General features: G+C 68.7%; 23 protein-coding genes. 10 read left to right on the top strand and 13 right to left on the bottom strand.

Features of this window, described 5'->3' with window-relative positions:
* Positions 1 to 4 precede the first annotated feature (4 nt).
* A complete protein-coding gene (gene shc, locus QGN17_RS13720) occupies positions 5 to 1,936 on the top strand; it encodes a squalene--hopene cyclase (protein WP_281045032.1) in 1,932 nt (643 codons plus the stop codon).
* A gap of 139 nt (positions 1,937 to 2,075) precedes the next feature.
* On the top strand, positions 2,076 to 2,825 hold the full coding sequence (locus QGN17_RS13715; protein ID WP_281045031.1) for a phosphorylase family protein: 750 nt from the start codon (positions 2,076 to 2,078) through the stop codon (positions 2,823 to 2,825).
* 100 nt (positions 2,826 to 2,925) lie between these two features.
* Here the strand turns inward: QGN17_RS13715 and hpnH are convergent, their stop codons facing one another.
* Entirely contained in the window at positions 2,926 to 4,071 is a 1,146-nt protein-coding gene (gene hpnH, locus QGN17_RS13710) for an adenosyl-hopene transferase HpnH (RefSeq protein WP_281045030.1), read from the bottom strand.
* A gap of 14 nt (positions 4,072 to 4,085) precedes the next feature.
* Entirely contained in the window at positions 4,086 to 5,036 is a 951-nt protein-coding gene (gene ispH, locus QGN17_RS13705) for a 4-hydroxy-3-methylbut-2-enyl diphosphate reductase (protein ID WP_281045029.1), read from the bottom strand.
* Positions 5,037 to 5,169: 133 nt separating this feature from the next.
* Between ispH and QGN17_RS13700 the strand changes: the two genes are divergently transcribed.
* A complete protein-coding gene (locus QGN17_RS13700) occupies positions 5,170 to 5,748 on the top strand; it encodes an ABC transporter substrate-binding protein (RefSeq protein ID WP_281045028.1) in 579 nt (192 codons plus the stop codon).
* Between the two features lie 101 nt (positions 5,749 to 5,849).
* Here QGN17_RS13700 and QGN17_RS13695 read toward each other — a convergent pair whose 3' ends face one another.
* From QGN17_RS13695 to QGN17_RS13660, 8 genes are all read right to left on the bottom strand, one after another.
* Positions 5,850 to 8,444 carry an MMPL family transporter gene (locus tag QGN17_RS13695; RefSeq protein ID WP_281045027.1) on the bottom strand — a complete coding sequence of 865 codons (2,595 nt, stop codon included), beginning with the start codon at positions 8,442 to 8,444 and terminating at the stop codon, positions 5,850 to 5,852.
* Positions 8,445 to 8,456: 12 nt separating this feature from the next.
* Complete coding sequence (locus tag QGN17_RS13690) at positions 8,457 to 8,885, bottom strand: DUF2141 domain-containing protein (protein WP_281045026.1); 429 nt, start codon at positions 8,883 to 8,885, stop codon at positions 8,457 to 8,459.
* A 60-nt stretch (positions 8,886 to 8,945) separates the two neighbouring features.
* Complete coding sequence (locus QGN17_RS13685; protein ID WP_281045025.1) at positions 8,946 to 9,908, bottom strand: Csu type fimbrial protein; 963 nt, start codon at positions 9,906 to 9,908, stop codon at positions 8,946 to 8,948.
* A complete protein-coding gene (locus tag QGN17_RS13680) occupies positions 9,899 to 12,187 on the bottom strand; it encodes a fimbria/pilus outer membrane usher protein (protein ID WP_281045024.1) in 2,289 nt (762 codons plus the stop codon). The genes QGN17_RS13685 and QGN17_RS13680 overlap by 10 nt, the downstream gene beginning before the upstream one ends.
* Before the next feature lie 10 nt (positions 12,188 to 12,197).
* Positions 12,198 to 12,908: a fimbrial biogenesis chaperone gene (locus QGN17_RS13675; RefSeq protein ID WP_281045023.1), complete on the bottom strand. Its 711-nt coding sequence runs from the start codon at positions 12,906 to 12,908 to the stop codon at positions 12,198 to 12,200.
* A gap of 35 nt (positions 12,909 to 12,943) precedes the next feature.
* Positions 12,944 to 13,468 (bottom strand): spore coat protein U domain-containing protein, encoded by a 525-nt coding sequence (locus QGN17_RS13670; RefSeq protein WP_281045022.1) that lies wholly within the window; start codon positions 13,466 to 13,468, stop codon positions 12,944 to 12,946.
* Positions 13,469 to 13,494: 26 nt separating this feature from the next.
* Positions 13,495 to 14,052 carry a Csu type fimbrial protein gene (locus QGN17_RS13665; protein ID WP_281045021.1) on the bottom strand — a complete coding sequence of 186 codons (558 nt, stop codon included), beginning with the start codon at positions 14,050 to 14,052 and terminating at the stop codon, positions 13,495 to 13,497.
* 175 nt (positions 14,053 to 14,227) lie between these two features.
* Positions 14,228 to 14,890: a response regulator gene (locus QGN17_RS13660; protein ID WP_281045020.1), complete on the bottom strand. Its 663-nt coding sequence runs from the start codon at positions 14,888 to 14,890 to the stop codon at positions 14,228 to 14,230.
* A gap of 195 nt (positions 14,891 to 15,085) precedes the next feature.
* Here QGN17_RS13660 and QGN17_RS13655 point away from each other — a divergent pair, with 195 nt between their 5' ends.
* Genes QGN17_RS13655 through QGN17_RS13645 form a run of 3 tightly spaced genes read left to right on the top strand, consistent with a single transcriptional unit; the run spans position 15,086 to position 18,599 of the window.
* The gene (locus QGN17_RS13655) at positions 15,086 to 15,715 is read left to right on the top strand and encodes a response regulator (protein ID WP_281045019.1); all 630 of its coding nucleotides are present in this window, start codon (positions 15,086 to 15,088) and stop codon (positions 15,713 to 15,715) included.
* Positions 15,712 to 18,222, top strand: a complete 2,511-nt coding sequence (locus QGN17_RS13650) for an ATP-binding protein (RefSeq protein ID WP_281045018.1) — start codon at positions 15,712 to 15,714, stop codon at positions 18,220 to 18,222. Before QGN17_RS13655 ends, QGN17_RS13650 begins: the two co-directional genes overlap by 4 nt.
* Positions 18,219 to 18,599, top strand: a complete 381-nt coding sequence (locus tag QGN17_RS13645) for a response regulator (RefSeq protein WP_281045017.1) — start codon at positions 18,219 to 18,221, stop codon at positions 18,597 to 18,599. Before QGN17_RS13650 ends, QGN17_RS13645 begins: the two co-directional genes overlap by 4 nt.
* A 2-nt stretch (positions 18,600 to 18,601) precedes the next feature.
* Here the strand turns inward: QGN17_RS13645 and QGN17_RS13640 are convergent, their stop codons facing one another.
* A complete protein-coding gene (locus QGN17_RS13640) occupies positions 18,602 to 18,886 on the bottom strand; it encodes a chorismate mutase (RefSeq protein WP_281045016.1) in 285 nt (94 codons plus the stop codon).
* A gap of 113 nt (positions 18,887 to 18,999) precedes the next feature.
* Between QGN17_RS13640 and QGN17_RS13635 the strand changes: the two genes are divergently transcribed.
* Genes QGN17_RS13635 through QGN17_RS13620 form a run of 4 tightly spaced genes read left to right on the top strand, consistent with a single transcriptional unit; the run spans position 19,000 to position 23,152 of the window.
* The gene (locus QGN17_RS13635) at positions 19,000 to 20,016 is read left to right on the top strand and encodes a polyprenyl synthetase family protein (protein WP_281045015.1); all 1,017 of its coding nucleotides are present in this window, start codon (positions 19,000 to 19,002) and stop codon (positions 20,014 to 20,016) included.
* Positions 20,017 to 20,048: 32 nt separating this feature from the next.
* Positions 20,049 to 20,288: a hypothetical protein gene (locus tag QGN17_RS13630; RefSeq protein WP_281045014.1), complete on the top strand. Its 240-nt coding sequence runs from the start codon at positions 20,049 to 20,051 to the stop codon at positions 20,286 to 20,288.
* A 41-nt stretch (positions 20,289 to 20,329) separates the two neighbouring features.
* Positions 20,330 to 22,789 (top strand): ATP-dependent helicase HrpB, encoded by a 2,460-nt coding sequence (hrpB, locus tag QGN17_RS13625; protein ID WP_281045013.1) that lies wholly within the window; start codon positions 20,330 to 20,332, stop codon positions 22,787 to 22,789.
* A 57-nt stretch (positions 22,790 to 22,846) separates the two neighbouring features.
* Positions 22,847 to 23,152, top strand: a complete 306-nt coding sequence (locus QGN17_RS13620) for an ETC complex I subunit (protein ID WP_281045012.1) — start codon at positions 22,847 to 22,849, stop codon at positions 23,150 to 23,152.
* A 3-nt stretch (positions 23,153 to 23,155) separates the two neighbouring features.
* Here QGN17_RS13620 and QGN17_RS13615 read toward each other — a convergent pair whose 3' ends face one another.
* Both QGN17_RS13615 and QGN17_RS13610 read right to left on the bottom strand, forming a co-directional pair.
* Complete coding sequence (locus QGN17_RS13615) at positions 23,156 to 23,698, bottom strand: NUDIX hydrolase (RefSeq protein ID WP_281045011.1); 543 nt, start codon at positions 23,696 to 23,698, stop codon at positions 23,156 to 23,158.
* Positions 23,695 to 24,372 carry a TPM domain-containing protein gene (locus tag QGN17_RS13610; RefSeq protein ID WP_281045010.1) on the bottom strand — a complete coding sequence of 226 codons (678 nt, stop codon included), beginning with the start codon at positions 24,370 to 24,372 and terminating at the stop codon, positions 23,695 to 23,697. The genes QGN17_RS13615 and QGN17_RS13610 overlap by 4 nt, the downstream gene beginning before the upstream one ends.
* Position 24,373 lies beyond the last annotated feature (1 nt).

Here is a 24,373-nt window from a genome sequence, read left to right as displayed (position 1 = left end):
CGACGTGGAAGACATCGCGACCGATCCGCTCGACGGCATCGACGCGGCGATCGGCCGTGCGGCGACCGCCCTCAAGCGCGACCAGAAGGCCGACGGCCACTGGGTGTTCGAGCTGGAGGCGGATGCCACCATCCCATCCGAATATATCCTGTTGCGCCACTATCTCGGCGAGCCTGACGATCTGGAGCTGGAGGCCGCGATCGGCCGCTACATCCGCCGCATCCAGGGATCGCATGGCGGCTGGGCGCTCTATCATGACGGTGCGTTCGATATCTCGGCGACGGTGAAGGCCTATTACGCGCTCAAGATGATCGGCGACGACGTGGACGCGCCGCACATGGCGCGCGCGCGGGCCGAGATATTGAAGCGCGGCGGGGCCGGCGCGGCCAACGTCTTCACCCGCATCCAGCTGGCGCTGTTCGGCGCGGGCAAATGGAGCGTCGTGCCCGAAATGCCGGTCGAGCTGATGCTCACGCCCAGGGGCTTCCCGATCAACCTCTATCGCATGTCCTACTGGGCGCGGACCGTGATCGTGCCGCTGCTCGTGCTGGCGGCGTTGCGTCCCGTCGCGCGCAACCCGCGCGGGGTGAAGGTGGACGAGCTGTACGCGCCCGGCCGCCACATCCTGAAGCGCGCGCTGCCCGGCAAGTGGCAGTATGAATGGGGCTTCGGCGCGCTCGACATCGTGCTGAAGCGCGGCCGCCGTTTCTGGCCGAAGGGCCTGCGCAAGCGGGCGGTCGAAGCCTGCGTGGCGTTCGTCGGCGAGCGGATCAACGGGACGGACGGCCTCGGCGCGATCTACCCCGCCATCGCCAATTCGGTGATGATGTTTGACGCGCTGGGCTACGGACCCGATCATCCCGAGCGCGCGCTGGCCCGCGAGGCGATCGAGAAATTGCTCGTCCATCGCGAAGACGGCGAGGTCTATTGCCAGCCCTGCGTCTCGCCGGTGTGGGACACCGCGCTCGCCGCCCACGCCATGCTGGAAGCGGGCGAGGAGGATGCGGCCACGCATGGGCTCGACTGGCTCAAGCCCCGCCAGATCCTCGACGTGAAGGGCGACTGGGCCGAGCAGAAGCCGGAGGTGCGCCCCGGCGGCTGGGCCTTCCAGTACGGCAACGATCACTATCCCGATCTCGACGACACCGCCGTCGTGGTGATGGCGATGGACCGCGCGCGGGGCAAACTCGGGACACGCTATGACGAGGCGATCGATCGCGGCGTGGAATGGAATGTCGGACTGCAGAGCGCCGACGGCGGGTTCGCGGCCTTCGATGCCGACAACACCCATTTCTACCTGAACGACATCCCCTTCGCCGATCATGGCGCGCTGCTAGATCCGCCGACCGCCGACGTGACGGCGCGCGTCGTCTCGATGCTGGCGCAGGTCGGCGAGCCGCTCGACAGCCCGCGTATGAAGGCGGCGCTGGACTGGCTGCGCAAGGATCAGCATCCCGAAGGCAGCTGGTGGGGCCGCTGGGGCGTCAATTACATTTACGGCACGTGGTCGGTGCTCTGCGCGCTCAACGCGGCGGGGGTGGACCCGGCCAATGCGATGGTGCGCCGCGCGGTGCGCTGGCTGATCCAGATCCAGAACAGTGACGGTGGCTGGGGCGAGAGCTGCGACAGCTACGATCTCGCCCGCAAGGGGCACGAGCCGGCGCCCTCGATCGCCTCGCAGACGGCGTGGGCGCTGCTCGGCCTGATGGCGGCGGGCGAGGTCGATCATCCGGCCGTCGTGCGGGGTATTGCCTGGCTGGAGCGGCATCAGGCCGAGGATGGCCTGTGGGGCCAGGAGCATTATACCGGCGGCGGCTTCCCGCGTGTCTTCTACCTGCGCTACCACGGTTATCCGAAATATTTCCCGCTGTGGGCGCTCGCCCGCTACCGCAATCTCAAGCGCGGCAACGCGCGGCGTGTCGAGTTCGGGATGTGAGCGTGGCGCGGCTGGCACCTTTCCTTCTTATCCCCCTCCCTGAAAGGGAGGGGTTAGGGGTGGGTTCGTCCCCGGATCACGGTCGCGCCCGCCTCAAGCGAACCCACCCCCGACCCCTCCCTTTCAGGGAGGGGAGAGCATGATCCTGATCGCCACCGGCATGAAGAGCGAGGCGAAGGCGCTGGCCCGCGACGGCGTGATCGTCGCCACCGCCGGCACCGACCACGAACGGCTGGAGGCGGAACTGGAGGCGGGCGTCGCGGCGGGCGCCACCGCGATCCTGTCCATGGGGCTGGCCGGCGCGCTGGCACCGCGGCTGAAGGCGGGGGACTGGGTGGTCGGCACACTCTCGCCCACCGGCATGGCGCGGCGCGAATGGAGCATCGGCGCAGGCTCCGCCCGGCCGAAGGATGCGAAGCCCGAGCCGCACCCGATCGCGCAGAAGGATGCCTCGCGCGGCTGGATCACGCGCATCGCCGGCGTGCTGCCCGGTGCCGTGGTCGGCCGCATCCATGCCGACGGCACGATGGTCGTGACGCCCGCGCAGAAGGAGCAATACCACTTCTCCGAACGCGCGCTGGCCTGCGACATGGAGAGTCATATCGCGGCAAAGGTCGCGCGGCGGCACAACCTGCCCTTCGCGGTGGCGCGAGTGATTTCGGACGAGGCGGATCGCGCGATCCCGCTCGCCGCGCAGGTGGCGATGGCGCCGGACGGCGGCATCCGGCTCGGCGCGGTGCTGTTCGCCTTGCTCAAGCGGCCGTGGCAGGTCTTCGCGCTGATCGCGCTGGGGCTCTCGACGGCGAGCGCGATGCGGACGCTGACGAGCGGCTATCGCCTGCTCGCCGAGGATGGCTTCGCGAAGCCCGAGGTCGGATCTCAATCCTGACTATCCGTTCGTCCTGAGCCTGTCGAAGGACGTGCTGCGGGCGGTTCCGCCTGAGGCACGCACTTCGACTTCGCTCAGTGCGAACGGTGAAAAGCGGAACTCAGTCCGCCTGCACCACATGCTTGCCCGCGCTCGGCTTGCTCGCCTTGATCCGGGCCAGCTCGCGCTCGACGTGGGTCGAATAGACGTCGTCGGCCGGGCGCGCCTGGCTGAGATCGATGTCCTTGGCCATCGGGCCGGAGGTGCGCACGCCCTTGCGGCCGATCTTCATGAACTCCAGCGGGCGGCGCACGCCCTCGGCGGCGGCGGTGCCTTCGAAGCCGCAATGGACCATGCAGTCGCCGCACTTCTCGTACTTGCCGACACCGTATTTATCCCACTCGGTGTCTTCCATCAGCTCCTTGAAGGTCTTCACATAGCCTTCGCCGAGCAGGTAGCAGGGCTTCTGCCAGCCGAAGATCGTGCGCAGCGGCATCGACCAGGGGGTGCACTGGTAGGAGCGGTTCCCGGCGAGGAAATCGAGGAACAGCGGCGAGTTGGTGAACTTCCACTTCTTCGCGCCATCCCCTTTCGCGAAGACCTCGCGGAAGAAGGTCTTGGTCCGCTCGCGGGTGAGGAAATGCTCCTGGTCGGACGCGCGCTCATAGGCATAGCCCGGCGACAGCGTGATTTCGACGCCCAGGCGCTCCATCTCGTCGAAGAAGGCGGCGAGGCGATCGGGATCGGCGCCCTCGAACACGGTGCAGTTCACCTGCACGCGGAAGCCCTTCGACTTGGCGAGGTTGATCGCCTCGACCGCGACATCGTAGGTGCCGGCGAGATCGACCGCATGATCGTGCATCGCCTGATCGCCGTCGAGGTGGATCGACCAGGTGAAGAAGGGCGACGGCTTGTAGTCGTCGATCTTCTTTTTCAGCAGCAGCGCGTTCGTGCACAGGATCACGAACTTCTTCTTCGCCAGATAGCCCTCGACGATCTTGGGCATGTCCTTGTGGAGCAGTGGCTCGCCGCCCGCGATCGAGACGGCCGGCGCCCCGCACTCGTCGATCGCGTCCATGCATTGCTGGACGGAGAGGCGCTGGTTCAGGATGGGATCGGGATAGTCGATCTTGCCGCAGCCGGGGCAGGCGAGGTTGCAGCGGAACAGCGGCTCCAGCATCAGCACCAGCGGGTAGCGCTGGCCCGAAAGCTCCTTCTTGACGGTGTAGGCGCCGATGCGCGCGGTGACGGCGAGGGGGAGACCCATAATCTATCCTTGTCTCAGGCCACGCGGCTGCGCGGCTGCAGGCGGTTGAGCGCCGGCGGCAGGCGGAATTGCACATTTTCCTCCAGCCCGTCGAGCGGCTGGACGGAGGCGGGAGTGATCGCGCGGATCGCGTCGACAACGGACTGCACCAGTTCTTCAGGCGCAGAGGCGCCGGCGGTGAGGCCGATCGTCTCCACGCCGTCGAGCCAGGCGGGATCGAGCTGCGATCCGTCGGCGATGAGAAAAGCGGGCTTGCCCATCTCGGAGCCAATTTCGCGCAGGCGGTTGGAATTGGAGCTGTTGGGGCTGCCCACCACAAGCAGCAGGTCGGCCTGCTTGCACAGCTCGCGCACCGCCGACTGGCGATTCTGCGTGGCGTAGCAGATCTCGGCGGTCGACGGCCCGGTGAGATCGGTAAAGCGCGCCTCCAGCGCGGCGATGATGACGCGAGTATCGTCCACCGACAGCGTTGTCTGCGTAATATAGGATACCGCCGCATCGAGCGGGATCGGCAGCGCGGCCACTTCCTCGGGCGTGCCGACCAGATGCACTTCGCCGTCGATCTGGCCGAGCGTACCCTCCACCTCGGGGTGGCCGGCATGGCCGATCAGGATCAGGGTGCGGCCCGAGGCGACGTAGCGACGACCCTGGTTGTGGACCTTGGAGACGAGCGGGCAGGTCGCGTCGATCACCGGCAGGCCGCGATCCTCCGCATCCTTCTGCACCGCGCGCGACACGCCGTGCGCCGAGAAGATCGTCACCTCGCCGGCCGGGACCTCATCCAGCTCCTCGACGAAGACGGCGCCCTTGGCCTTCAGCGTATCGACGACATGGCGGTTGTGGACGATCTCGTGCCGCACGTAGACGGGGGCACCCACCCGGTCGAGCGCCCGGTCCACGATGTCGATCGCGCGGATCACGCCCGCGCAGAAACCGCGTGGCTGGGCGAGCAGTATCTTGATCATCCAAATCTCCCGACGGGGAACGCACACATAGTCGCTCTGCCGCAGTTGCGAAAGTGACCGGGAAGCCACAGGGACCGAGCTTGTTCAGTGGGCGTTATGGCACCATCGCCGATGAAGCCCCGCTGACAGAAGGATGACGACTTTGAAACCTGCTTTCCGCATCGCCGCCCTGATGATGGCCGCCATGCCCGCCGTGGCGCATGCCGAGGCGGCTGACCCGGCCGGCCGGGCGTCCGCCTATGACGATGCCGTGATCGGCGTGATGAAGGCGAAGCTGGGCACGGCGGCGCGCGCCGACCGGTTCGAGACCGTCGTGAAGACCTATTACGACATGCCGACCATCGCCGGCCTCGTCGCCGGTCCGGCCTGGGCGAGCGCCTCTGCCGCCGACAAGGCGACCGCGATCGCGGCGCTGACCCGCCATTCCGCCGTCAGCCTGGCGCGCAACTTCAAGGATTATGACGGCACGCCGTTCCGCGTCGATCCCAAGGTGATCGAGCGCGGGCCGGACCGGGTGGTGAAGGTCACGATCGGCAAGGACGTGCTCTATTACCGGATGCGCCAGTCGGCCGGCAGCTGGAAGATCGTCGACGTGATCTCCAGCGGGGTCAGCAACCTCGCCCTCCAGCGCGCCGACCTCGCGACGACGATCCAGAGCGGCGGGCTGCAGGGCATGGCGAAGAAGCTGGCGCAGCTCGACGCGGTAAAGTGATCCGCAAGCCCTCGTCGTCATTGCGAGGAGCGTAGCGACGAAGCAATCCATGAGCGCGGCGCTTGTGGCTGTGGATTGCTTCGCTTCGCTCGCAATGACGCCTACGAGTTCTTCTTCTCCTGCGGCCCGAGCAACGCCGGCTCGAAGATCAGCGCGCACACGAGCGTCCACGCCAGCGACAGCATCAAAATCTTGCCCATGCTCGCCGTGCCAGGGTGGCGGGAGAGCCACAGCGAGCCGAAGGCGCTGCCCGTCGCCAGCGCGGAGAAGAACACCGCGCGGGCGAGCGGGGATTGCAGCAGATCGGTCGCACCCGCCCGCCACGCCATCACGAAATAGATGTGGAAGGCGACGCCGACGCCGAACAGCAGCGGGAAGGCGATGATGTTGGCGAAGTTGATCGGCTGGCCGATCAGCACGCAGGTGCCGAGCGTCAGGAAGCCCGACAACACCACCGGCGCCAGCGTGAACGCCACCTCGCGGATGCTGCGCAGCACGGCAAGCAGCAGCAGGCTCACCACCACCAGCGCCAGCACGCCGGCCTGCACGAAGGCCATGGCGACGGTGCGCGCCGCCGCCTGCGTCGAGACGGCGGTGCCGGTGGCATCCGGAGCCACCCTGCGCACGGCGGCGACGAACTTGGCGAGACCCTTGTCGCTGCCGCGATAGGCCGATGCTGCGGTCAGCTGCACACGGGCCTGCCCGTCCCTGGCGATCCAGTCCTGCTTCACCTCGGCCGGCAGCGTGTCGACCGAAACCGGCTGCGCGGCGAGCGCGTTGCGCATCTGGTCGAGCATGACGTTGAGCGGCGGGACGAGCATGGCGGATGCCTTGGCGCGCGCATCGGCCGATCCACTCGCGAGACGGTCGAAGGCGTCGGCGAGGCGGCGCGCATCGGCGCTGGGCTTATCCTGACCGGTCGCGGCCTGCCGCAATCTCTGCGCCGTGTGCCGGAGCGCGGCGACGGTCTCGGCGTCGCTCGCCGGCAAAGCGGGCGCGAACGGGTTGAGCGAGAAATCGAGCAATGCCTGCGCGTTGCCGATCGCGGCGAGCTTGGGCGCCTGATCGTCGGGCACGAAGCTGGCGGCGGTGATCGCGTGGCCGACCTCGGGCAGTTTCGAGAGTTTCGCGGCGAGCGCCTGCGCGGCCGGCAGGTTCGGGGTCAGGATGTCGATCGTGTTGGGATCCCGATCGGGGTCGGCCATCAGCTCGGAGAGCGTCGCCATCGCCTCGAACCTCGGGTTGCGCAGGTGGAGCGGATTGAAATCGAACCGCACCCAGAACAGGCTGGCGATGCTGAGCAGCATCGACAGGCCGAACAGCTGCAGCACGAGCCGGCGACGGCGCAGCAGGAGATCGTCCAGCCACGCCAGTTTCGGGTTGCCGAGTTCGGCCTCGGGCGTGCCGGGCTTCAGCAGCATCAGCAGCGCGGGGAGCAATGTCACCGCGAAGATCAGCGCGATCACCATGCCGATGCCCGCGATCACGCCGAGCTCGGCGATACCGACATAATCGGTCGGCAGGAAGGCGAAGAAGCCGAGGCAGACCGCACCGGCCGCCAGCAGCAATGGTCCGGCGAGCGCGACGGCGGCCGCCGTCATCGCCTGCGCGCGGTCCGCATGGTCCAGCCGCTCGGCCTGGAAGCGCACGCCGAGCTGGATGCCGAAATCGACGCCGAGGCCCACGAATAGCGGGATGAAGGCGACCGAGATCAGGTTGAAGCGCCCCACCGCCGCCAGCCCGATCGCGGCGGTGACGATCAGGCCGGCGATCGTCGTGCCGAGGATGGCGAAGACGATCCGCCACGAGCGGACGGCGAGGCGCAGCGTCACAACCATGAACAGGATCATGGCGCCGCCCACCAGCCAGGCATGATCGGCGAGGCTCGCAAACTCCTCGTCGGAGAGCGGCACCGATCCGGTGAGGCGCACGCGCACGCCATGCGCCGCATCGAGGTTCAGCGCCTTCGCATAGCCGCGCACCGCGTCGGAGGCCGGCTCGCCGGGCATCAGGTTGGTGTAATCGAGTACCGGCGTCGCGAGGATCAGCCGGCGTTTCGGCGCCGCGAGCGCGCCCTTGCCGTCACCGCCGAACAGCGCCTGCCACGAGAAATAGGCCGGCTGCCCCTTCGCCTGCGTGTCGAGCGCATCGGCCAGCGACGCCACCGGCTTGTCGATGTCGGCGAGCTTGGCTTGGCCCCGCTGAACGCCGGACAGCATCGTGTCGAGCGCGCCGGCGATGCCGCGCAGCGACGGATCGGCCGCCAGCGGCCCGATGAAGGGCTGTGCGGCGGTCATCTGCTTCGTGGCCGCGTTCACGTCGCCGACGCTGCCGAACAGCAGGCCCTCGCGCGCGAAATAGTCGCCGCCGTCGGGGCGGGTGATGCGGCGGAAATGCGCCTTGTCGGCCGCCATCCTGGCATAGAGCGCGGCGGTCGAGGCCTCGGTGATCTCGGGCGTCGCGCCGTCCACCACCACCAGCAGGCTGTCGCCATTCTGCGGGAAGGCGGCGTCCATCTTCCGCTCGTTCAGCCGCCAGTCGACCTTGGGCGAGATGAGCTGGGTCGCGTCCGTCGTCATCGCGAAGCGCTGGCTCGCGAAGAGCAAAGCGGCGACGGTCAACAGCAGCGCGGCGCCCAGCACCGCCCAGGGGCGACGGCAGGCCACCGCCACGAGGCGGGCGAGAGGATGGGTCATACGACGCGCGTCTTAGAAGAATTTGGAGCGCAGCTTCAACGTGATCCTCTGGGGTTCGGTGCCGTGATCGAACCAGGCGTCATCCCATTTGGGCGGGGCGAAGTGGATGGGGGCGTCGCGCGAGACGCCGATCGGCTCCTTGGGGATGCCGAACAGCCCGCGCTCCAGCTTGCCGCTGGAATTGACGTCGTGGAACACCTGCGCGGCATAGCGGCCGGGCGGCACGTTGGGGATGGTAACGATCGTCGTGCCCAGCACCGCCGGCGCTTCTGCCGACCAGGAGCAGTCGCTGCCCATGAACTGCTTTTGCAGGCAGATATCGACATGCACGCGGCCCTTGGCCTGCGCCACGTTGGTGACGGCCACCTCGATCGGGGCGGCGGCAAGAACGGGGAAGGGCAGCGCGAGGGCTGCGGCGATCGGCGCGAGGCGGAGGATCATCATCGCGACCCACCATAATCCGCGCTCGATGTCGAGAGCATGAACCCGAACCTGTCCAAACTAAAAGGAAATGATCACGTTGACGGTGTCGGTATAGGTGCCGGCCGGCGGCGTGGTCTGCGCCGGGTTCACCTTGGCGACATAGGCCTGCATCTGGCTCGGCGTCGTCGATCCGGTGCCGACACCCCCGTTTACCGTACTCTGCTTCGGATTGGTCTCGTCCCAGATGGTCGTGCCGTCCGGCTGATAGATATTGTATTGCAGCACGTGTCCGGCACCGTCACTCATCGTCCGCCACGGACGCGACGATCCGTTGCCGCCGCTCGAGAAGCTGACCTTGTAGCTGCTGCCCACCGAGCAATCGACTAGCACCGCCTGGTTCACCGCCTGGAACTGGGTGACGAGCGGCGCGGTGCCGAAGCTGACGTTGGGCGCGCTGATCCGGCAGTCGGCGCTCACCACCAGCGTCACCTGGATGGTCGAGGTGCCGGTGCCCGTTTCATAGAACAGGCAGACGAGGCCGGCGACGTCCACGCCGTTGCACACCTTCCAGCTCCACTGAACGGTCAGCGTGTCGGTGTAGGTGCCGGCCGGGATGTTCGGCGCGGCGGTGAGCTTGGCGTAGAGCGGCGGCGCGAAGCTGTTCGGATTGAGGATGTTGAGCAGCGAGAGCAGGGTCGTGTTGTAATAGTCGATCGTCCCGCCCTGGGTGTAGGCGTAGTTGAAGCTCTGGTCGGCGGCGACCTGGAAGGGGATGCTGCCGCCCGACGCGCTCTTCAGCGTGAAGCCGTTGAGGCTGGTCATCGTGGCACGCGCATAGCCGGTGCCGAGGATGTTGAGCACCGATCCGGTGCAGGTCAGCCCCGCCTTGCCCGAGATGCTCGCCACCGAACTCGATTTCACGTCGTAGGTCGATCCCGCCGCGAAGCCGAGCGCGGGCGAAGAAACCAGGCAGGTCGCGTTCGCGGCGCCGGCGATGCCGAGCGCGAGCAGCAAAGCGGAAAGCAGGCGGATCAGACGCATGGTACCGGACCGATCTGGGCGAGCGCCTTGGCGTTCGCGGGGAGGGTGACGTGCGCGCGGCAGGTGCCGTCGCGGGTGGTGATGGCGAGGTCGGTCTCGGGCCTGATGTCCTCGATGAAGGCGATGCCGTCCCAGCCCACTTCGCTGTCGGCGGCACCCTCGCGCGCGACGCGGCTGCCGGCGGCGAGCGGCTTGCCGTCGCGCCCGACCAGGGTGACGGTGGCGCTGCGGATGCTCCGCACGGTCATTTTCACCACCGCGCCGGTGCCCTGGCGGAAGGAGAGGCGCTGCTCCACCGCCGCCGCGACGTGATCGGCCGAGAGGTTCAGCGTGTCGATCGCGAAGCGGCCGACATGGTAGGAGGTGATCTGCGGCACGAAGAGATGGCCGTTGCGGTCGGTCTTGCCGAGCGGCTGGTTCTCGTAGGAAACGGGCACGCCCGCGACACCGCCGGTCGAGACGACGGCGAAGGCATCGTCCACCTGGTTGGCGGCGAACACGCTCTTGTCCATCAGTACCAGCGAGCCGGTAGCGCCGACCCAGCCCGAGCGCTGGCCGGGGGTGAAGGAACCGCCGGCCTGCAGCTCCATCGAGTCGGTCCGCCACGTCGCGGTGCCCTGGCCGTAGACGCGTCCGTCCTCGTCGCCGGCCAGCGTCGCGTTGAGGCCGAAGCCGCCCTGCGTCGGCACCGAGCGGGCATAGTCGACCTGCGCCAGCGTGCCGCGTCCGCGATCGTGGGTGACGCCGGCCGAGACGCTGTTGCGGCCGAAGGGGATGATCAGGCGCAGCTGCGCGCTGGTGCTGTGCTGCACGAAATCATGGTCGGCGCTGACGAACAGGCTGGCGAAGCGGCCGATCGGGCGCGAATAGGAAACGGACGCGATGCGCGTATGCGCGTGGCCCAGCGTCATGCCGTCGATGAAGGCGGCGCCGATGCTGCCCTGGTGCGGGATGTTCACCGTCGCGATGACGCGATCGGCGCGCTTCGTGCCGGCGTAGTTGGCGAGATCGAAGGTGCCGAGGTCGCGATAGCCGGTGCTGCGCTGGTCATGCTCGGCCGAGATCGAGAAGCGGCGCGCAGTGTAGCTGTAGCCGACCGTCCATTGCGTGCCGGTGCGGCCCTCGCTGCGGCTGGTTGCGGCGGAGACGTTGAGCGTGCCGAAACGGCCGGGCGCGAAGACGATGCCGGCACCGGCGAGCGCCAGCCGCCGCGTCGCCTCGCCATGCGCCTCGACCGTCAGATGCTGGGTGAGGCCGCGCCGGATCGTGCCGCTGGCGGTGAGCGCGCCGTAATCGAAATTCTTCAGGCCATAGCCCTGCCGCAGGAAGCCGATCTCGCCCGCGACATCGAGCAGGCCGGGCTTCAGCAGCGTCGAGGAGACATAGAAGGGGATGGTGGTCGCGATCTGGCGGCCGACCGCATCGGTGGTGACGATCGTCGCCTGGCCGGCGCCGTTCACCACCGGCATGTTGTCCAGCACGAAACGGCCGGGCTGCACGTCGGCGCTCTGCTGGCGATAGCCGTCGACGAACAGGTCCACCGCCGAGGGGATGGCGGCCTTGCCGGCGAAGCTCGGCAGCGGGGTGGTGATGAGATCGGGCCGCACCTGATAGTCGCGCGCGATCTGCAGGCCGCCGAGGCGCACCGAGGTGGTCCACGGCAGCGACTGGGTGATGAGGTCGCCGGCGGTGAAGGCGAGCGCGTGATTCTCGTCCACGTAGCGGTAGCGCGTGTCGTAGCGCAGATAGCCGGTCTTGATGCCGGTGCCGGTGCGCAGCGTGCCATTATTGGAGAAGGTGCCGAACGGGCCGAAGACGCGCTGCTCGGTCCACAGCGAGGCGGTGGTCGTGCCGTCGCCGGTCTGCACATAGGCGTCGTAGTTCAGCATCGCGCCGACATTGGCGACGGTAGCGGCGCGTTCGCGTGCGAAAGGCGAGATATGGTTGGTCGGCAGCAGGTCCGGCGAGACGTCGAGCCGCAGTGTCTGCCCGGCGGCGTCGTAGCTGGACTGCACGCCGCGGATCTGGGCGACGTCGACCGGGCCGTCCCCCGCGACGTTCAGCCCCGCCTTGCGCAGCAGCGCGGCGTCGACGAGATTGTGGCCGCCGGCCGAGCGCATCGGCACGATCTCTCCCCCCGCCTGCCCGTTGAGCACCAGCTCGACGAACAGGGGCTGGTCCGCCTGCATGGCCTCGAAGGCGGGCAGCGCGGCGGCGAAAGCCGGTCGCGCGCCCGCCAGCCCCAGGGCCAGCAGGAGGAAGGAGAGATGACGGATCATGAAAGCGTCGTCAGGCGGTTGGTGCCAGGGTGGTGTCGGTGCCGTTGGCGTTGACCACGACGATGCCGTTGGGGGTGCCCTCCGGCAGCGGCCAGCGCATCGTCGAGCCGCCCAGCACGTAGCCGACCAAGCCGGCATTGACGGTGAAGTCCCTGGCGCCATTCTGGATGCGCAGGTTGATCAGGCGCGCGTGGCGCTGGCCGAGATTGGCGATCTCCGCGTAACGCTTGCCGTCGATCACGACGAGCCGCGCGCGCAAAGTCGGCGTCGCGGCAATCTCTCCATCATAGGTGAAGAGCGGGATCGAATAGCGCATCTGCACCGCGAGCTGGGCGCTCGCGACGTTGGGCTTGGAGGGATCGACCGGCGGCGGCAGTTCGTCGATCAACAGGCGGTAGCTGTGCTCGGCCGGGGTCGTGCCGGTGTCGCGGCGCAGGACGCGGATCAGCTGGCGCTGGCCGGGCGCGACGTTGGCGATCGGCGGCGAGGTGACGACCTCGTCCTGGCGCGCATATTGATCCTCGTTACCGGCCTGGCTCCAGCCGAGCGAGCGGACCTGTAGCGTGACGGGCTGCTGCCCACGATTTTCGACCCACAAAGCGGTGGCTGTCTGGCCGGCGGCGATGATGGGGTCGACCGGCCACAGCACGACGGCGGCGGCATGGGCCTGTGTCATCGGTGCGGCGGCGAGGAGGGCGGTGAGGGCAAGTGTGCGAAGCATCGGGGGCTACTCCGGTTGAGGAAAAAGGATGGGCGCTACCAGCTGAGCGTGACGCGCACCGTGTCGGCATAGGCGCCAGCTCGGGTGGCGCCGGCCAGGGTGGCCTTGGCGACGATGGGGACGGACAGATGCGAGGTGCCGACCGGGAAGGAGAGCGCGATCGCGTTGGTCGTCCACGGCACGTTCGAGCCGTTGGCGTAGAGCAGGTACGGAACCGTGCTCGTCCCGCTGGCGAGTTGGCGAACACCGCCCGTCGTGGGGGTGAGGCCGGTATCGGCGGTGACGGAGGCGGTCATGCCGGGGGTGCAGTCGATCTGGAGGCCGGCCTGACCGCTCTGGAGCAGGCTGGCCTGCACGGTCGCGGTGGACACGCCGGACACGGTGCCGAGGTCGATACTGCCCCAGCTGCTGCCGCCCGACGTGGTGACCGAGCAGCCGTTGGCTACGACGGCCGAGACCTGAAAGCTCTTCGAGGTCTCGGCCGTGGCCGGCGCGGCGCCGAGCCCCCCGGCGAGGGCACCCGCCAGCATCGCCGCGGCCATGCGATAGGCAACCGGCATGGCCGCTGTCCCGCGTTACGCTACGATTACCAGGCCACCGTCACCTGCACGGTATCGGTGTAGGCGCCGGCGGCAAGAACGGCGCCGTTGCTGCTCACGCGGCCGTAGATCGGCACGTTGAAGGCGGTCGAGGTGGCGGTGCCGAGGCTGATCGCCTGGCCGATGCCGATCTCGTTGGTGCGGCCGCTGTCGCTGTAGAGGTGATAGGCAAGCTTGTTCGCACCCGAAGCCATGTAGTGCAGGCCGCCCGCGTCGTTCGCGCCCGAGCCGACGGTCAGCGTGGGGGACGAGCCGGGCGAGCAGAGGATCGAGAGGCCGGAGCCGCCGCCGGTAGCGACCATCGAGGCATCGGTGTTGCCGAACAGGCCGGGCTGGTCGGCGAAGGCGAGCGCGCCGACCTGGCCGAGATTGGCGGCGATCGAGGTCGCCCCGTTCACCGCGCAGGCGGCCGTGACGTTGAGCGAAACGGCGATCGTACCGGTGGAGGAACCCGCCGCCTGGGCAGGCGACATGCCGACAGTGGCGACGGCAACGGCGGCGATCAGGGTACCCGGAAGGCGGAGGCGATGGATGGCGTTGAACATCGTGAAGGTCCTGTTGAAGCGCGTGACAGGAGGCACAGGACGCCCGCAACCTTAACGAAAACTTCCCGGCATGGCGGCCTTGCGGGCCGGTTAGACCAGGGTGGAAGAGGGGCTTAGACCGAGGTGGGAGGCCGGATTAGACCGAAGTCGGACGGCGGCTAGACCGGCGTCGAACTCAGGCGGCCGGCGTGTCGATCTGCCGGATCGCCCGGCGCGCGGCGATTCGGGCACCGTCCCAGGCCGATTCGTCCCCCTCGGAAACGGCCAGCCAGGCCTGCGAAACCTCGACGAAGCCGAGCGTGCCGCTGATCCCGGCGATCTTGTGCGCGCGCGCGCGCCGTTCGGCGGCCGGCTCGTCGGCGGCCAGCGCATCGACCAGTTGGCTGCGGAACCGCGCCAGCAGCCCCGCAATCTCCGCCTCGCCGAAGATCGCGATCAGAGGGGCGGCCGGTGAAGGCCCACCATGCGGTCGCCACGGATCGATTGCGGCGAGCAGCGTCTCGGGCGTGAAGGGCTTGGCGATGTGGCCATCCATGCCCGCCGCCCGGCCCCGTTCGATCGCGTCGCCCGGCGGCACGGCGGTGAAGGCGAGGATCGGAGTGGAGGCATTCGGTCCGTCGCCGGCGCGGATCGCGCGCGTCGCCGCGAAGCCGTCGATGCCCGGCATCTGGACGTCCATCAGGATCAGCGTGAAGGCCTGTGCCCGTGCGGCGTTGACCGCTGCTTCGCCACTTTCCGCCTCATCCGGCCGCCACCCGGCGGCCGAAGCGATGCCGCGGGCAAGGCTCCGGTTGGAAGGTTCGTCATCGACGATCAGAATGGAAGGCCTGTTATCCAAACGCCTTATCCGCTCCAGCCACACGTTCGTGCAGCACGGCGCGGCATAGCTTGCTCTAGATTGGCCGTAAATCGACAATTGAAACCAAATCTGCTTTCTGCGACTTCTGTCTAATCGGAACCAGAAAGACTGGTCATGGCAGCGAAGGGGCGTTGCCGGGCCGGAGGCAGGGGTGCTGTGTCAGGGTCAAGATTGTTGCTTGCGGACGACCATCCGCTCATTCGCGAAGGGCTGGCGCTCGCGGCCCGCGTCGCCATGCCCGAGCTCACCATCGACAGCGTCGGCTCGATCGCTGAGGCTGAGGCGATGATCGCCCGGCATCGCGGCTATCGGCTGGCCTTGCTCGATCTGATGCTGCCGGATGCGCGGGGGTTCTCGGGCTTCCTGCGGATCCAGCACGCGCTGGGCGAGACGCCGATCGTCATCGTGTCGGCCCGCCAGCAGCCGGAATTGATCGAGGCGGCGCGCGCGCTCGGTGCCGCCGGTTATCTCTCCAAGGCGCAGCCGCTCGACGAGACGCTGGCGTCGCTGCGCACGATCCTGGGCGGCAAGACGGTGTTTCCGCCGGTCAATGCCAGGATGCAGGCCGATGTCGGCGATGCGCGCGAGCGCATCTCGGATCTGTCCGGCGCGCAGTTGCGCGTGCTGATGGCGCTGGCCGACGGACGGCTCAACAAGCAGATCGCCGGCGATCTCGGCGTCACGGAGGCGACGATCAAGGCGCATCTGACCGCTATCTTCCGCAAGCTGGGCGTCAACAATCGTACCCAGGCGATCCTCGCGATCCAGCCCCTGCTCGCCGAACAGGCGGACGACAGCCAGTGACATCTGGCGCCGGCGAGCGCGCGGCCGACTCGCCGCGTCCGCCGTCGCGCGTGCGTTATGTCGCGGTCGGTGTGCTGGGGCCGCTGGCGCTCATCCTGCTCGCGCTCTGGTTCGGCATCCAGATCCGGCAGCTGGACACAATGCGGTCGATGGTGCGTGCGTCCTACGACAAGCGCTTCACCGCGACCGACCTGATCCGGGGCCTCGATGAGGCGGAGAGCGCGCAGCGCGGTTATGTCATCACCGGCGATACCGCGTTTCTGGGTGCTTATGATGCCTCGCACAAGAAATCGCTCGACAGCCTGGGCGATCTTCGGGGGCTCTACGTGTCCAGCCCGGACCAGATCGCTCGGCTGGATCGGCTTGGCGGGTTGATCGATGCCAAGTTCGCCGAGATGGCGCATGTGATCGGTGTCCGCCGCTCGGCCGGCGGGGGCGCTGCAGGCGCGCTGGTGACGAACCGCCAGGGCGTCGTGCTGATGCGGGAGGTGCGCGGCCTCGTCGCCGCGCTCGGCAATGCCGAGCAATCGACGCTGGCGGACCGGCTCGGCTCCGTGCGTAGCTACTTTCAGGCGATGCGCACCTTCGTGTGGATTTCGATGCTGGTCGCCGGCATCGCGCTGCTGGTCGCCTTGTGGTTCGTGTGGCGTGCGCAGACGGCGCGCTATCGTGTGGAACAGGAGGCCCATGCCGCCGCCGCCCGGCAGCGCGCGATCTTCGCGAGCACGATCGACGCGCTTCTGATCCTCGACGAGAGCGGCCGCATCCGCATGGCAAATGCGGCCGCGGGGCGGATGCTGGGATACGCGCCGGAGGAGCTGATCGACCGCGACGGTTCGACGATATTGGGTGTGTCCGAGGGCGATGGCGATTTCCACGCGCGGATGGGCCTGCGCGATGGCGCGCTGGCGCAACCCAACCGGCTGGATCGCACGGTGCGGCATCGCGACGGCCACACCATTCCGATCGATATCGCGCTCGGCCTGATGGAATTGCCCGGCGAGGTCCACATTGTCGCGTCGTTGCGCGATATATCCGAACGCAAGGCGATGGAGCGGCTGAAGGACGAGTTCGTCAGCACCGTCAGCCACGAATTGCGCACACCGCTGACTTCGGTGGTGGGATCGCTTGGCCTGCTGCGCTCCGGTTCGGTGGGCGAGCTGCCCGACGCGGCGCGCCGCCTGGTCGAGATCGCGGAGAACAATTCGCGCCGCTTGATCCGGCTGATCAACGATATCCTCGATATAGAGAAGATCGGCTCCGGCCGGATGCACTTCGACAGCGTGCCGCTCGACGTCGCGCGGATGCTCGACCAGGCGATCGATGGCAGCCGGGGTCTCGCCTCCACCAAGCAGGTCCGGCTGGAGCTGGAGGCAGCGGAACGGCCGCTGATCGTGCAGGGCGATGCCGATCGCCTGCTCCAGGTCGTCACCAACCTGCTGTCCAACGCGGTGCGTTTCTCGCCCGAAGGCGGCACCGTCCGCGCCTCGCTCACCCGCGACGGCGACAATGCGGTCGTCGCGATCGAGGATGAGGGGCCTGGTGTTCCCGCCGATTTCCGCGACCGTATCTTCGAGCGCTTCAGCCAGGCGGGCGACGGTGCGGCGATGAGCGGCGGCACCGGCCTCGGCCTCGCCATCTCGCGCGAGATCGTGCTCGCCCATCAGGGCCGAATCTGGTTCGGCGAAGCGCCGGGCGGCGGTGCCCGCTTCACCTTCTCGCTGCCGCTGCCGCCCCCCGATCCGCGCACGGAAAGCGGCGCCCGCCCGCGCATCCTCGTCTGCGAGGCGAATGTTCAGGCGGCGGAGATCGTGCGCGGCATCCTCGAGCGCGAAGGCTGCCTCGTCGATTGCGTGGCGACCGCGCGCGAGGCGCAGCAGGCGGCACGTACCGGCCGCTATGACGGCTTCATCCTTGATGTCGCGCTGCCCGACGAGAACGGGCTTGAGGTGGTGCGCGCGCTCCGCCGCCGGGCCGACACGCGGCTGCTGCCGATCATCGTCGTCTCGGGCATCGTCGATCCGCAATCAGCCGGCGCGGCGGCGCTGGAGGTGATCGACTGGATCGACAAGCCCGTCGATCAGGAGCGGCTGATCCGCGCGGTCCGCCGCGCCGTCGAACATAGCGCGACGACCCGGCCGACCCTGCTGCATATCGACGACGATCTCGACATGCTGGAGGTGACCGCCACCGCGCTCGCCGAACAGGGACGGATGCTGCGCGCCACCACCGTCGCCTCGGCGCGGGAATTGCTCGGCCAGCAGACACCCGACATCGTCATCCTCGATGTCGCGCTGCCCGATGGGTCGGGGCTTGAGCTGTTGCCCGATCTTCTGCTTGCGGACGGCACGGCCATCCCTACGATCATCTATTCCGCCACCGACGTGCTGCCGGAAGTCCGGGGGCAGGTCGACGCGGTGCTGGTCAAGTCACGTCGTTCCCTGCCCAATCTCGCCCAGACGATCCGCCGGCTGCTGGCCAGCGTATCAACAACGGACGCCCGATGAGCGCACCCATCCGAATCCTGTGTGTCGATGACGAGCATGACATCCGCACCATCGCGACGATGTCGCTGGGCTTGGATCCGGCGATGGAGGTGCGTTCGGCCGGCTCGGGCACGGAGGCGCTGGCGATGCTCGAAGCGGGGGACTGGCGGCCGGACGTTGCGCTGCTCGACGTGATGATGCCGGGCATGGACGGCCCGACCCTGCTGGCCGAGATTCGGGCGCGTCCCGCCATCGCGGGCCTGCCGGTGATCTTCATGACGGCGCGCGCCCGCCAGTCCGACGTCGATGCCTATCGTGCGCTGGGCGCCAATGGCGTGATCGTGAAGCCGTTCGATCCGATCGAGCTGGCGAAGCAGGTTCGCGCGCTGATCGGATAAGGTCAGCCCGCCTCGCGCACGCGCTCGTGGTGGCGGATCACCTCGTCGATGATGAAGCGCAGGAACTTCTCGGAGAAATCGGGATCGAGATGCGCGGACTGGGCGAGGCTGCGCAGCCGCGCGATCTGCTCCTCCTCGCGGCTCGGATCGGCCGGCGGCAGCTTGGTCTCGGCCTTGTAGCGGCCGACCGCCTGCGTCACCTTGAAACGCTCCGCCAGCAGGAAGACGAGTGCCGCGTCGATATTGTCGATACTCTCGCGATAGCGCTTCAGCGTCTCGTCGGTCATGCGGTCCGTCCCGGTGCCGTTTGCAGGAAAAGTCGCGGCTCTCTTCGCGGGCGGGCGCCTGACATGCAAGCCCAGCTTGCCTTTACCCGCGTCAAGCGCCAGAGGGGCGCGACATGACCGCGACCGTTCACACGCTCCACCCCGGCGCGCCGACGCCTTCGCTCGATCCGCTGGTGTCGCTGATCGCGTCGGACATGAATCAGGTCAATTCGGTGATCCTCGCGCGGATGCAGAGCGAGGTGCCGCTGATCCCCGAACTGGCCGGCCACCTGATCGCGGGCGGCGGCAAGCGGATGCGGCCGATGCTGACGCTGGCCTGCGCCAGGCTGCTCGGTTACGGCGGTACGCGCCACCACACGCTCGCCGCGACGGTGGAGTTCATTCACACCGCCACCCTGCTGCACGACGACGTGGTCGACGGCTCGGGAATGCGGCGCGGCAAGCGCACCGCCAACCTGATCTGGGGCAATCCGGCGACCGTGCTGGTCGGCGATTTCCTCTTCTCGCGCTCGTTCGAACTGATGGTCGAGGACGGCAGCCTGCGGGTGCTGCGCATCCTCTCGGGCGCGTCGGCGATCATCGCCGAGGGTGAAGTGGCGCAGCTCACCGCGCAGCGCCGGATCGAGACCGACGAGGATCGCTACCTCCAGATCATCGATGCCAAGACCGCCGCTCTGTTCGCCGCCGCCTGCCGCATCGCCGCGGTGGTCGCGGAGCGGAACGAGGAGGACGAGCTGGCGCTCGACAGCTATGGCCGCAATCTCGGTATCGCCTTCCAGCTGGTCGACGACGCGATCGACTATGCCTCGGACGGCACGACGATGGGCAAGGATACGGGTGACGATTTCCGCGACGGCAAGGTCACGCTGCCCGTGATCCTGGCGCATGCGCGGGGCGACGAGGTGCAGCGCCGCTTCTGGAAGGATGCGATCGAGGGCCGGCGTACGTCCGATGCGGATCTCGCCCATGCGATCGAGTTGCTGGAACAGACCGGCGCCGTCGCCGACACGCTCGCCCGCGCGCGCCATTACGGCCAGCGCGCGATCGCGGCACTGGGGCGCTTCCCCGACGGTCGCGCCAAATCGGCGCTGATCGAGGCCGTCGAGTTCGCGGTGGCGCGCGCCTACTAGAAACCGCGCCTCGCTCGACGCGTTATGTCCTCATGGACGATACGCAACGAGAGGGCCGCGAACTGGTCGATGAGGTGCGCGAAGCGGCGGCGCGGCACAAGGTGAGCTGGGGCCTGCTGGTGCCCAGCCCCTATGTGGTCGATCTCGGCGCCGAGCATGTCGAGGAAATGGCCTATCAGGACATGGCCGAGGCCAAAAGCCGCCTGCGCGACCATATCTGCACGACCTACGGGATCACGGCGGCGGAACTGTGCAGCCTCGCGAACGCGTGACGATGGTTGGAAACGGGCAGCGAGCCGCCTAATCGGGGCGGGTGACCGATCTTCCCATTCATGCTGTCCTGCCTGATCTGATCGCCGCCCTGCGCGGGCGCTCGTCGGCGGTGCTGGTCGCGCCTCCGGGTGCGGGCAAGACGACGGCAGTGGCGCCGGCGCTACTGGGCGAGCCGTGGTGTGAGGGCGAGATCCTGCTGCTCTCGCCCCGCCGCCTCGCCGCGCGCGCCGCTGCCGAGCGGATGGCGCAGCTGGCGGGCGAGCCGGTCGGCAGGACCTTCGGTTACGCCACCCGCCTCGATACCAAGCGCTCCGCCACGACGCGGGTGACGGTGCTGACCGAGGGGATCTTCCGCAACCGTATCCAGGCCGATCCCGAACTGGCGGGCGTGTCGGCGGTGCTGTTCGACGAGGTGCACGAACGCAGCCTCGACAGCGATTTCGGGATGGCCCTGGCGCTCGATGCGCAAGGGGCGCTCCGGCCCGATCTCAGGCTGGTGGCGATGTCGGCGACGCTCGATGGCGAGCGTTTCGGGCGGCTGATGGGGGAGGGCGTGGCCCTGGTCGAGAGTGCGGGGCGCAGCTTCCCGATCGAGCATCGCTATATGGGGCGAGACTCGACGCAGCGGATCGAGGATGCGGTCGCCGCTGCCTGCCGGCAGGCGCTGGCGGACGGGGCCGAGGGTGGCATCCTCGCCTTCCTGCCCGGCGTCGCCGAGATCGAGCGCACGGCCGAGCGGCTGGATCGCCTGCCGCCGAACGTGGTCCTTCACCGCCTCCATGGCAGTCTCGATCCCGCCGAGCAGCGCGGGGCCATCTCGGCGGCACCGCCGGGCACGCGCAAGCTCGTTCTCGCCACGTCGATCGCGGAGACCAGCCTGACGCTCGACGGCGTGCGGATCGTCGTCGATTCGGGGCTGGCGCGGCGCCCGCGTTACGATCGCGCGGCGGGGGTGACGCGGCTCTCGACCGAGCGGGTCAGCCAGGCGGCGGCGACGCAGCGCGCGGGCCGGGCGGGCCGGCAGGCGCCGGGCGTGGTCTATCGCCTGTGGGAGCAGGCCGCGACCGCCGGCCTGCCGCCCTACGACCCGCCCGAGATACTGGAGGCGGATCTTTCGGCGCTGCTGCTCGATTGCGCCATCTGGGGTGTCGCTGATCCTTCCGATCTCCGCTGGCTCGATTCACCGCCGGCCGCCGCGGTGTCCGAGGCGCGGACCCGGCTGACGGCGCTCGGCGCGATCGACGCGGATGGCCGGCCGACCGCGCACGGCAAGGCGATCGCCGCGCTGCCTCTGTCGCCGCGCCTCGCGCATATGCTGGTCGCTGCCGCCCCGCTCGGACTGGGCGAGGTGGCGGCGGAGGTGGCAGTGCTGATCTCCGAGCGCGGGTTGGGCGGCGATTCGGCCGATCTCTCACATCGTCTCCAGCGCTGGCGCGGCGAGCGCGGCAGGCGGGCCGAAGCGGCGCGGGGGTTGGCACGGCGATGGGCGAAGCTGACGCCGCCGGCACAATCCGTCCGCGTGGAGGGAGCGGAAGGCCTCTGCGTCGCGCTGGCCTATCCCGATCGCATCGCCCGGCGCCGCGATTCCTCGGGCGAGGCATGGGCCAGCGTCGGCGGGCGCGGGTACAAGCTCGATCCGCTCTCGCCGCTGGCGCGCGAAGAATGGCTCGCCGTCGCCGAGACGCAGGGGATCGCCGCCGGTGCCCGCATCCTGTCCGCCGCGCCGATCGACCGGCCCGCGATCGAGCAGCTGTACGGCGACCGTATCGCCGGGGTCCGCTCTGTCCGCTTCGATCCCGCGACCGGCGGCATCGTCGCGACCCGCGAGCGTCGGCTCGGCGCGCTGCGGCTCGGCGGCGGGCCGGACGACAGGCCCGATCCCGTCGCCATCGCCGCCGCGCTTCTGGAGGGCGTGCGGGCGAACGGTCTCGACAAACTGCCATGGCCCGAGGGCGCCGCACGCCTGCGCGAGCGGGCCGCCTTCGCGCGCCGCTTCGACGAATCGCTGCCCGATCTCTCCGACGAGGCGCTGATCGCGACCCTCGACGACTGGCTACCCGCACTGCTCGAAGGCCGGAGGCGCCTCGATATGATCCCGCCGGGCGATCTTGCCGGTGCCCTGCAGGGGCTGCTCGGCTGGGAGGGCGGCCGGACCGTCGACCGACTCGCGCCCGATCGCCTTGCGACGCCTGCCGGCAGCTCGCACCCGATCGACTATGCTGCGGACGGCGGCCCCACCGCCGAGATGCGACCGCAGGCCTTGTTCGGGTTGGCAATCCACCCGACCGTCGGCGACGGGCGCGTGCCGCTGATCCTCTCGCTCACCTCGCCCGCCGGGCGGCCGATCCAGACGACGCGCGACCTGCCGGGCTTCTGGGCGGGAAGCTGGGCGGCGGTCGCCAAGGAGATGCGTGGCCGCTACCCGCGCCACCCCTGGCCCGACGATCCCGCCGCCGCCGATCCGACGCTCCGCACCAAGAAGGCATCCCAACGCACTTGACGCGCGCCGCTGCGCTGCGGCATCGGAACCTCCAGGCATTTCGAGGAATTTCGCATCATGGCCGCGCGCATCTACCAGCGGATCAAGAACGCCATGCAGTCGGGCCGCGCCCGCGTCGGCACCTGGACGCTCGAGTTCGAGCCGGCCGAGGCGAAGAAGCCCGATCCGCTCACCGGCTGGGCAGGTTCTGGCGACACCAAGGATCAGGTGCGCCTGACTTTCCCCTCGCTGGAGGCGGCCAAGGCCTATGCCGACCAGTACGGCATCCCGGCGACCGTCGTCGCGGGCCACGATCGCTCGCTCAAGCTGCAGGCCTATGCCGACAATTTCTCGGTCGGCCCGATCACGCCGGCGGGCGAGTAACCTCTAGGCGCCGGCGAGAATCCCGGCGCCGAGCAGCGTCAGCAGCTTCACGTCCATGATCGTGCCGTCCGCGCGTCTGGCCGCGACGAAATCCGCAATGTCGGCCAGCGGTACGCGGTGGACGGTGATGTTCTCGCCCGGCACCCCGCCACCGTCACCCACCTTGGTCAGCCCGACCGCGCGGACCAGCGAGAAGGTTTCGGAGACCATGCCCGGCGAGGAGGCGAATTCGCCGATCACCTCGATCCGGTCCGGCCTGTAGCCGGTCTCTTCCTCCAGTTCGCGCGCGGCGGAGGCTTCTACCGTCTCGCCTTCGCTACCGGCCTCGTCGCCGATCAGGCCGGCGGGCAGCTCCAGGCAGTTGCGCCCGAGCGGCACGCGATATTGCTCGACCAGCAGGACATGCCCATCGTCGACCGCGACGATCACCGCCGCGCGGATGCCGCGTGCGCGGCCGACATATTCCCACCGCCCGCGCTGCCTGGCGGTAATGAACTTGCCCTGCCAGCGGATTTCTTCAGGCGCGTCTGCATCGGGATAGCTCATAACAGTATCAGGCGGTCCGGTAGCTCGTTGGTGTCGTCGGCGGAGCGCGGGAAATGCTCGGCCAGGACCTGCCCGATCTTTTCGATCGAGGCCACCATCCCGTCGCCGGGGCGGTCGTCCTTCACCGCCTCGATCAGGGCGGCCATCGCTTCGCCCCATGTCTCGGGCGTCACCTTGGCGTTGATCGCGGCATCGGCGATGATCTCGGCGCGATGCTCGGCAAGGCTGAGGTAAAGCAAGACGCCGGTCCTGGCGCGCGTGCGGTTCTCGGTGGCGAGGCGGAACAGCAGCAGCGCGCGGCGGCGCACGCGGCGCGCCTTGGTGCCGTCTGGGGTCAGCGCGAGGCGGATCGGGCGGATCCCGAACAGCCAGCGCGCGACGAGGAACTGGACGGCGAGCCCGAACAGCAGGATCGCGATCAGTTCGCCCGCCGTCCACGGCACCCAGCCGCCCACCGCCATGTCGAGCAGCAGGATCAGCCGCCCCGGCATCGCCGCGACGATCGCGACGGCGAGGAACAGGGCCAGCACCGCCCAGTGGAGCACGACATCGTTGTAGCTGTCCGATTCGGCAGCGAGCACGGTGACGATCTCGCCGTCGCTCGACGCCTCGGCGGCGGTTACGGCGGCGGCGATGCGCTGCTGGTCGGCTGCGGAGAAGGTCACGGACGTCATC

Origin of the sequence: Sphingomonas oryzagri, assembly GCF_029906645.1 — a bacterium.
Classification (GTDB): domain Bacteria; phylum Pseudomonadota; class Alphaproteobacteria; order Sphingomonadales; family Sphingomonadaceae; genus Solisphingomonas; species Solisphingomonas oryzagri.
This window is presented reverse-complemented; position numbering and strand designations above follow the sequence as displayed.

What these genes read in the sequence shown, in the direction of transcription:
- QGN17_RS13680 (WP_281045024.1), bottom strand. Translation starts at nt 12,187, where the DNA reads ATGATCCGTCATCTCTCCTTCCTCCTGCTGGCCCTGGGGCTGGCGGGC.
- QGN17_RS13635 (WP_281045015.1), top strand. Translation starts at nt 19,000, where the DNA reads ATGACCGCGACCGTTCACACGCTCCACCCCGGCGCGCCGACGCCTTCG.
- QGN17_RS13715 (WP_281045031.1), top strand. Translation starts at nt 2,076, where the DNA reads ATGATCCTGATCGCCACCGGCATGAAGAGCGAGGCGAAGGCGCTGGCC.
- QGN17_RS13620 (WP_281045012.1), top strand. Translation starts at nt 22,847, where the DNA reads ATGGCCGCGCGCATCTACCAGCGGATCAAGAACGCCATGCAGTCGGGC.
- QGN17_RS13700 (WP_281045028.1), top strand. Translation starts at nt 5,170, where the DNA reads ATGACGACTTTGAAACCTGCTTTCCGCATCGCCGCCCTGATGATGGCC.
- QGN17_RS13615 (WP_281045011.1), bottom strand. Translation starts at nt 23,698, where the DNA reads ATGAGCTATCCCGATGCAGACGCGCCTGAAGAAATCCGCTGGCAGGGC.
- hpnH (WP_281045030.1), bottom strand. Translation starts at nt 4,071, where the DNA reads ATGGGTCTCCCCCTCGCCGTCACCGCGCGCATCGGCGCCTACACCGTC.
- QGN17_RS13640 (WP_281045016.1), bottom strand. Translation starts at nt 18,886, where the DNA reads ATGACCGACGAGACGCTGAAGCGCTATCGCGAGAGTATCGACAATATC.
- QGN17_RS13630 (WP_281045014.1), top strand. Translation starts at nt 20,049, where the DNA reads ATGGACGATACGCAACGAGAGGGCCGCGAACTGGTCGATGAGGTGCGC.
- ispH (WP_281045029.1), bottom strand. Translation starts at nt 5,036, where the DNA reads ATGATCAAGATACTGCTCGCCCAGCCACGCGGTTTCTGCGCGGGCGTG.
- QGN17_RS13610 (WP_281045010.1), bottom strand. Translation starts at nt 24,372, where the DNA reads ATGACGTCCGTGACCTTCTCCGCAGCCGACCAGCAGCGCATCGCCGCC.
- QGN17_RS13665 (WP_281045021.1), bottom strand. Translation starts at nt 14,052, where the DNA reads ATGTTCAACGCCATCCATCGCCTCCGCCTTCCGGGTACCCTGATCGCC.
- QGN17_RS13690 (WP_281045026.1), bottom strand. Translation starts at nt 8,885, where the DNA reads ATGATCCTCCGCCTCGCGCCGATCGCCGCAGCCCTCGCGCTGCCCTTC.
- QGN17_RS13645 (WP_281045017.1), top strand. Translation starts at nt 18,219, where the DNA reads ATGAGCGCACCCATCCGAATCCTGTGTGTCGATGACGAGCATGACATC.
- QGN17_RS13695 (WP_281045027.1), bottom strand. Translation starts at nt 8,444, where the DNA reads ATGACCCATCCTCTCGCCCGCCTCGTGGCGGTGGCCTGCCGTCGCCCC.
- QGN17_RS13685 (WP_281045025.1), bottom strand. Translation starts at nt 9,908, where the DNA reads ATGCGTCTGATCCGCCTGCTTTCCGCTTTGCTGCTCGCGCTCGGCATC.
- QGN17_RS13670 (WP_281045022.1), bottom strand. Translation starts at nt 13,468, where the DNA reads ATGCCGGTTGCCTATCGCATGGCCGCGGCGATGCTGGCGGGTGCCCTC.
- QGN17_RS13675 (WP_281045023.1), bottom strand. Translation starts at nt 12,908, where the DNA reads ATGCTTCGCACACTTGCCCTCACCGCCCTCCTCGCCGCCGCACCGATG.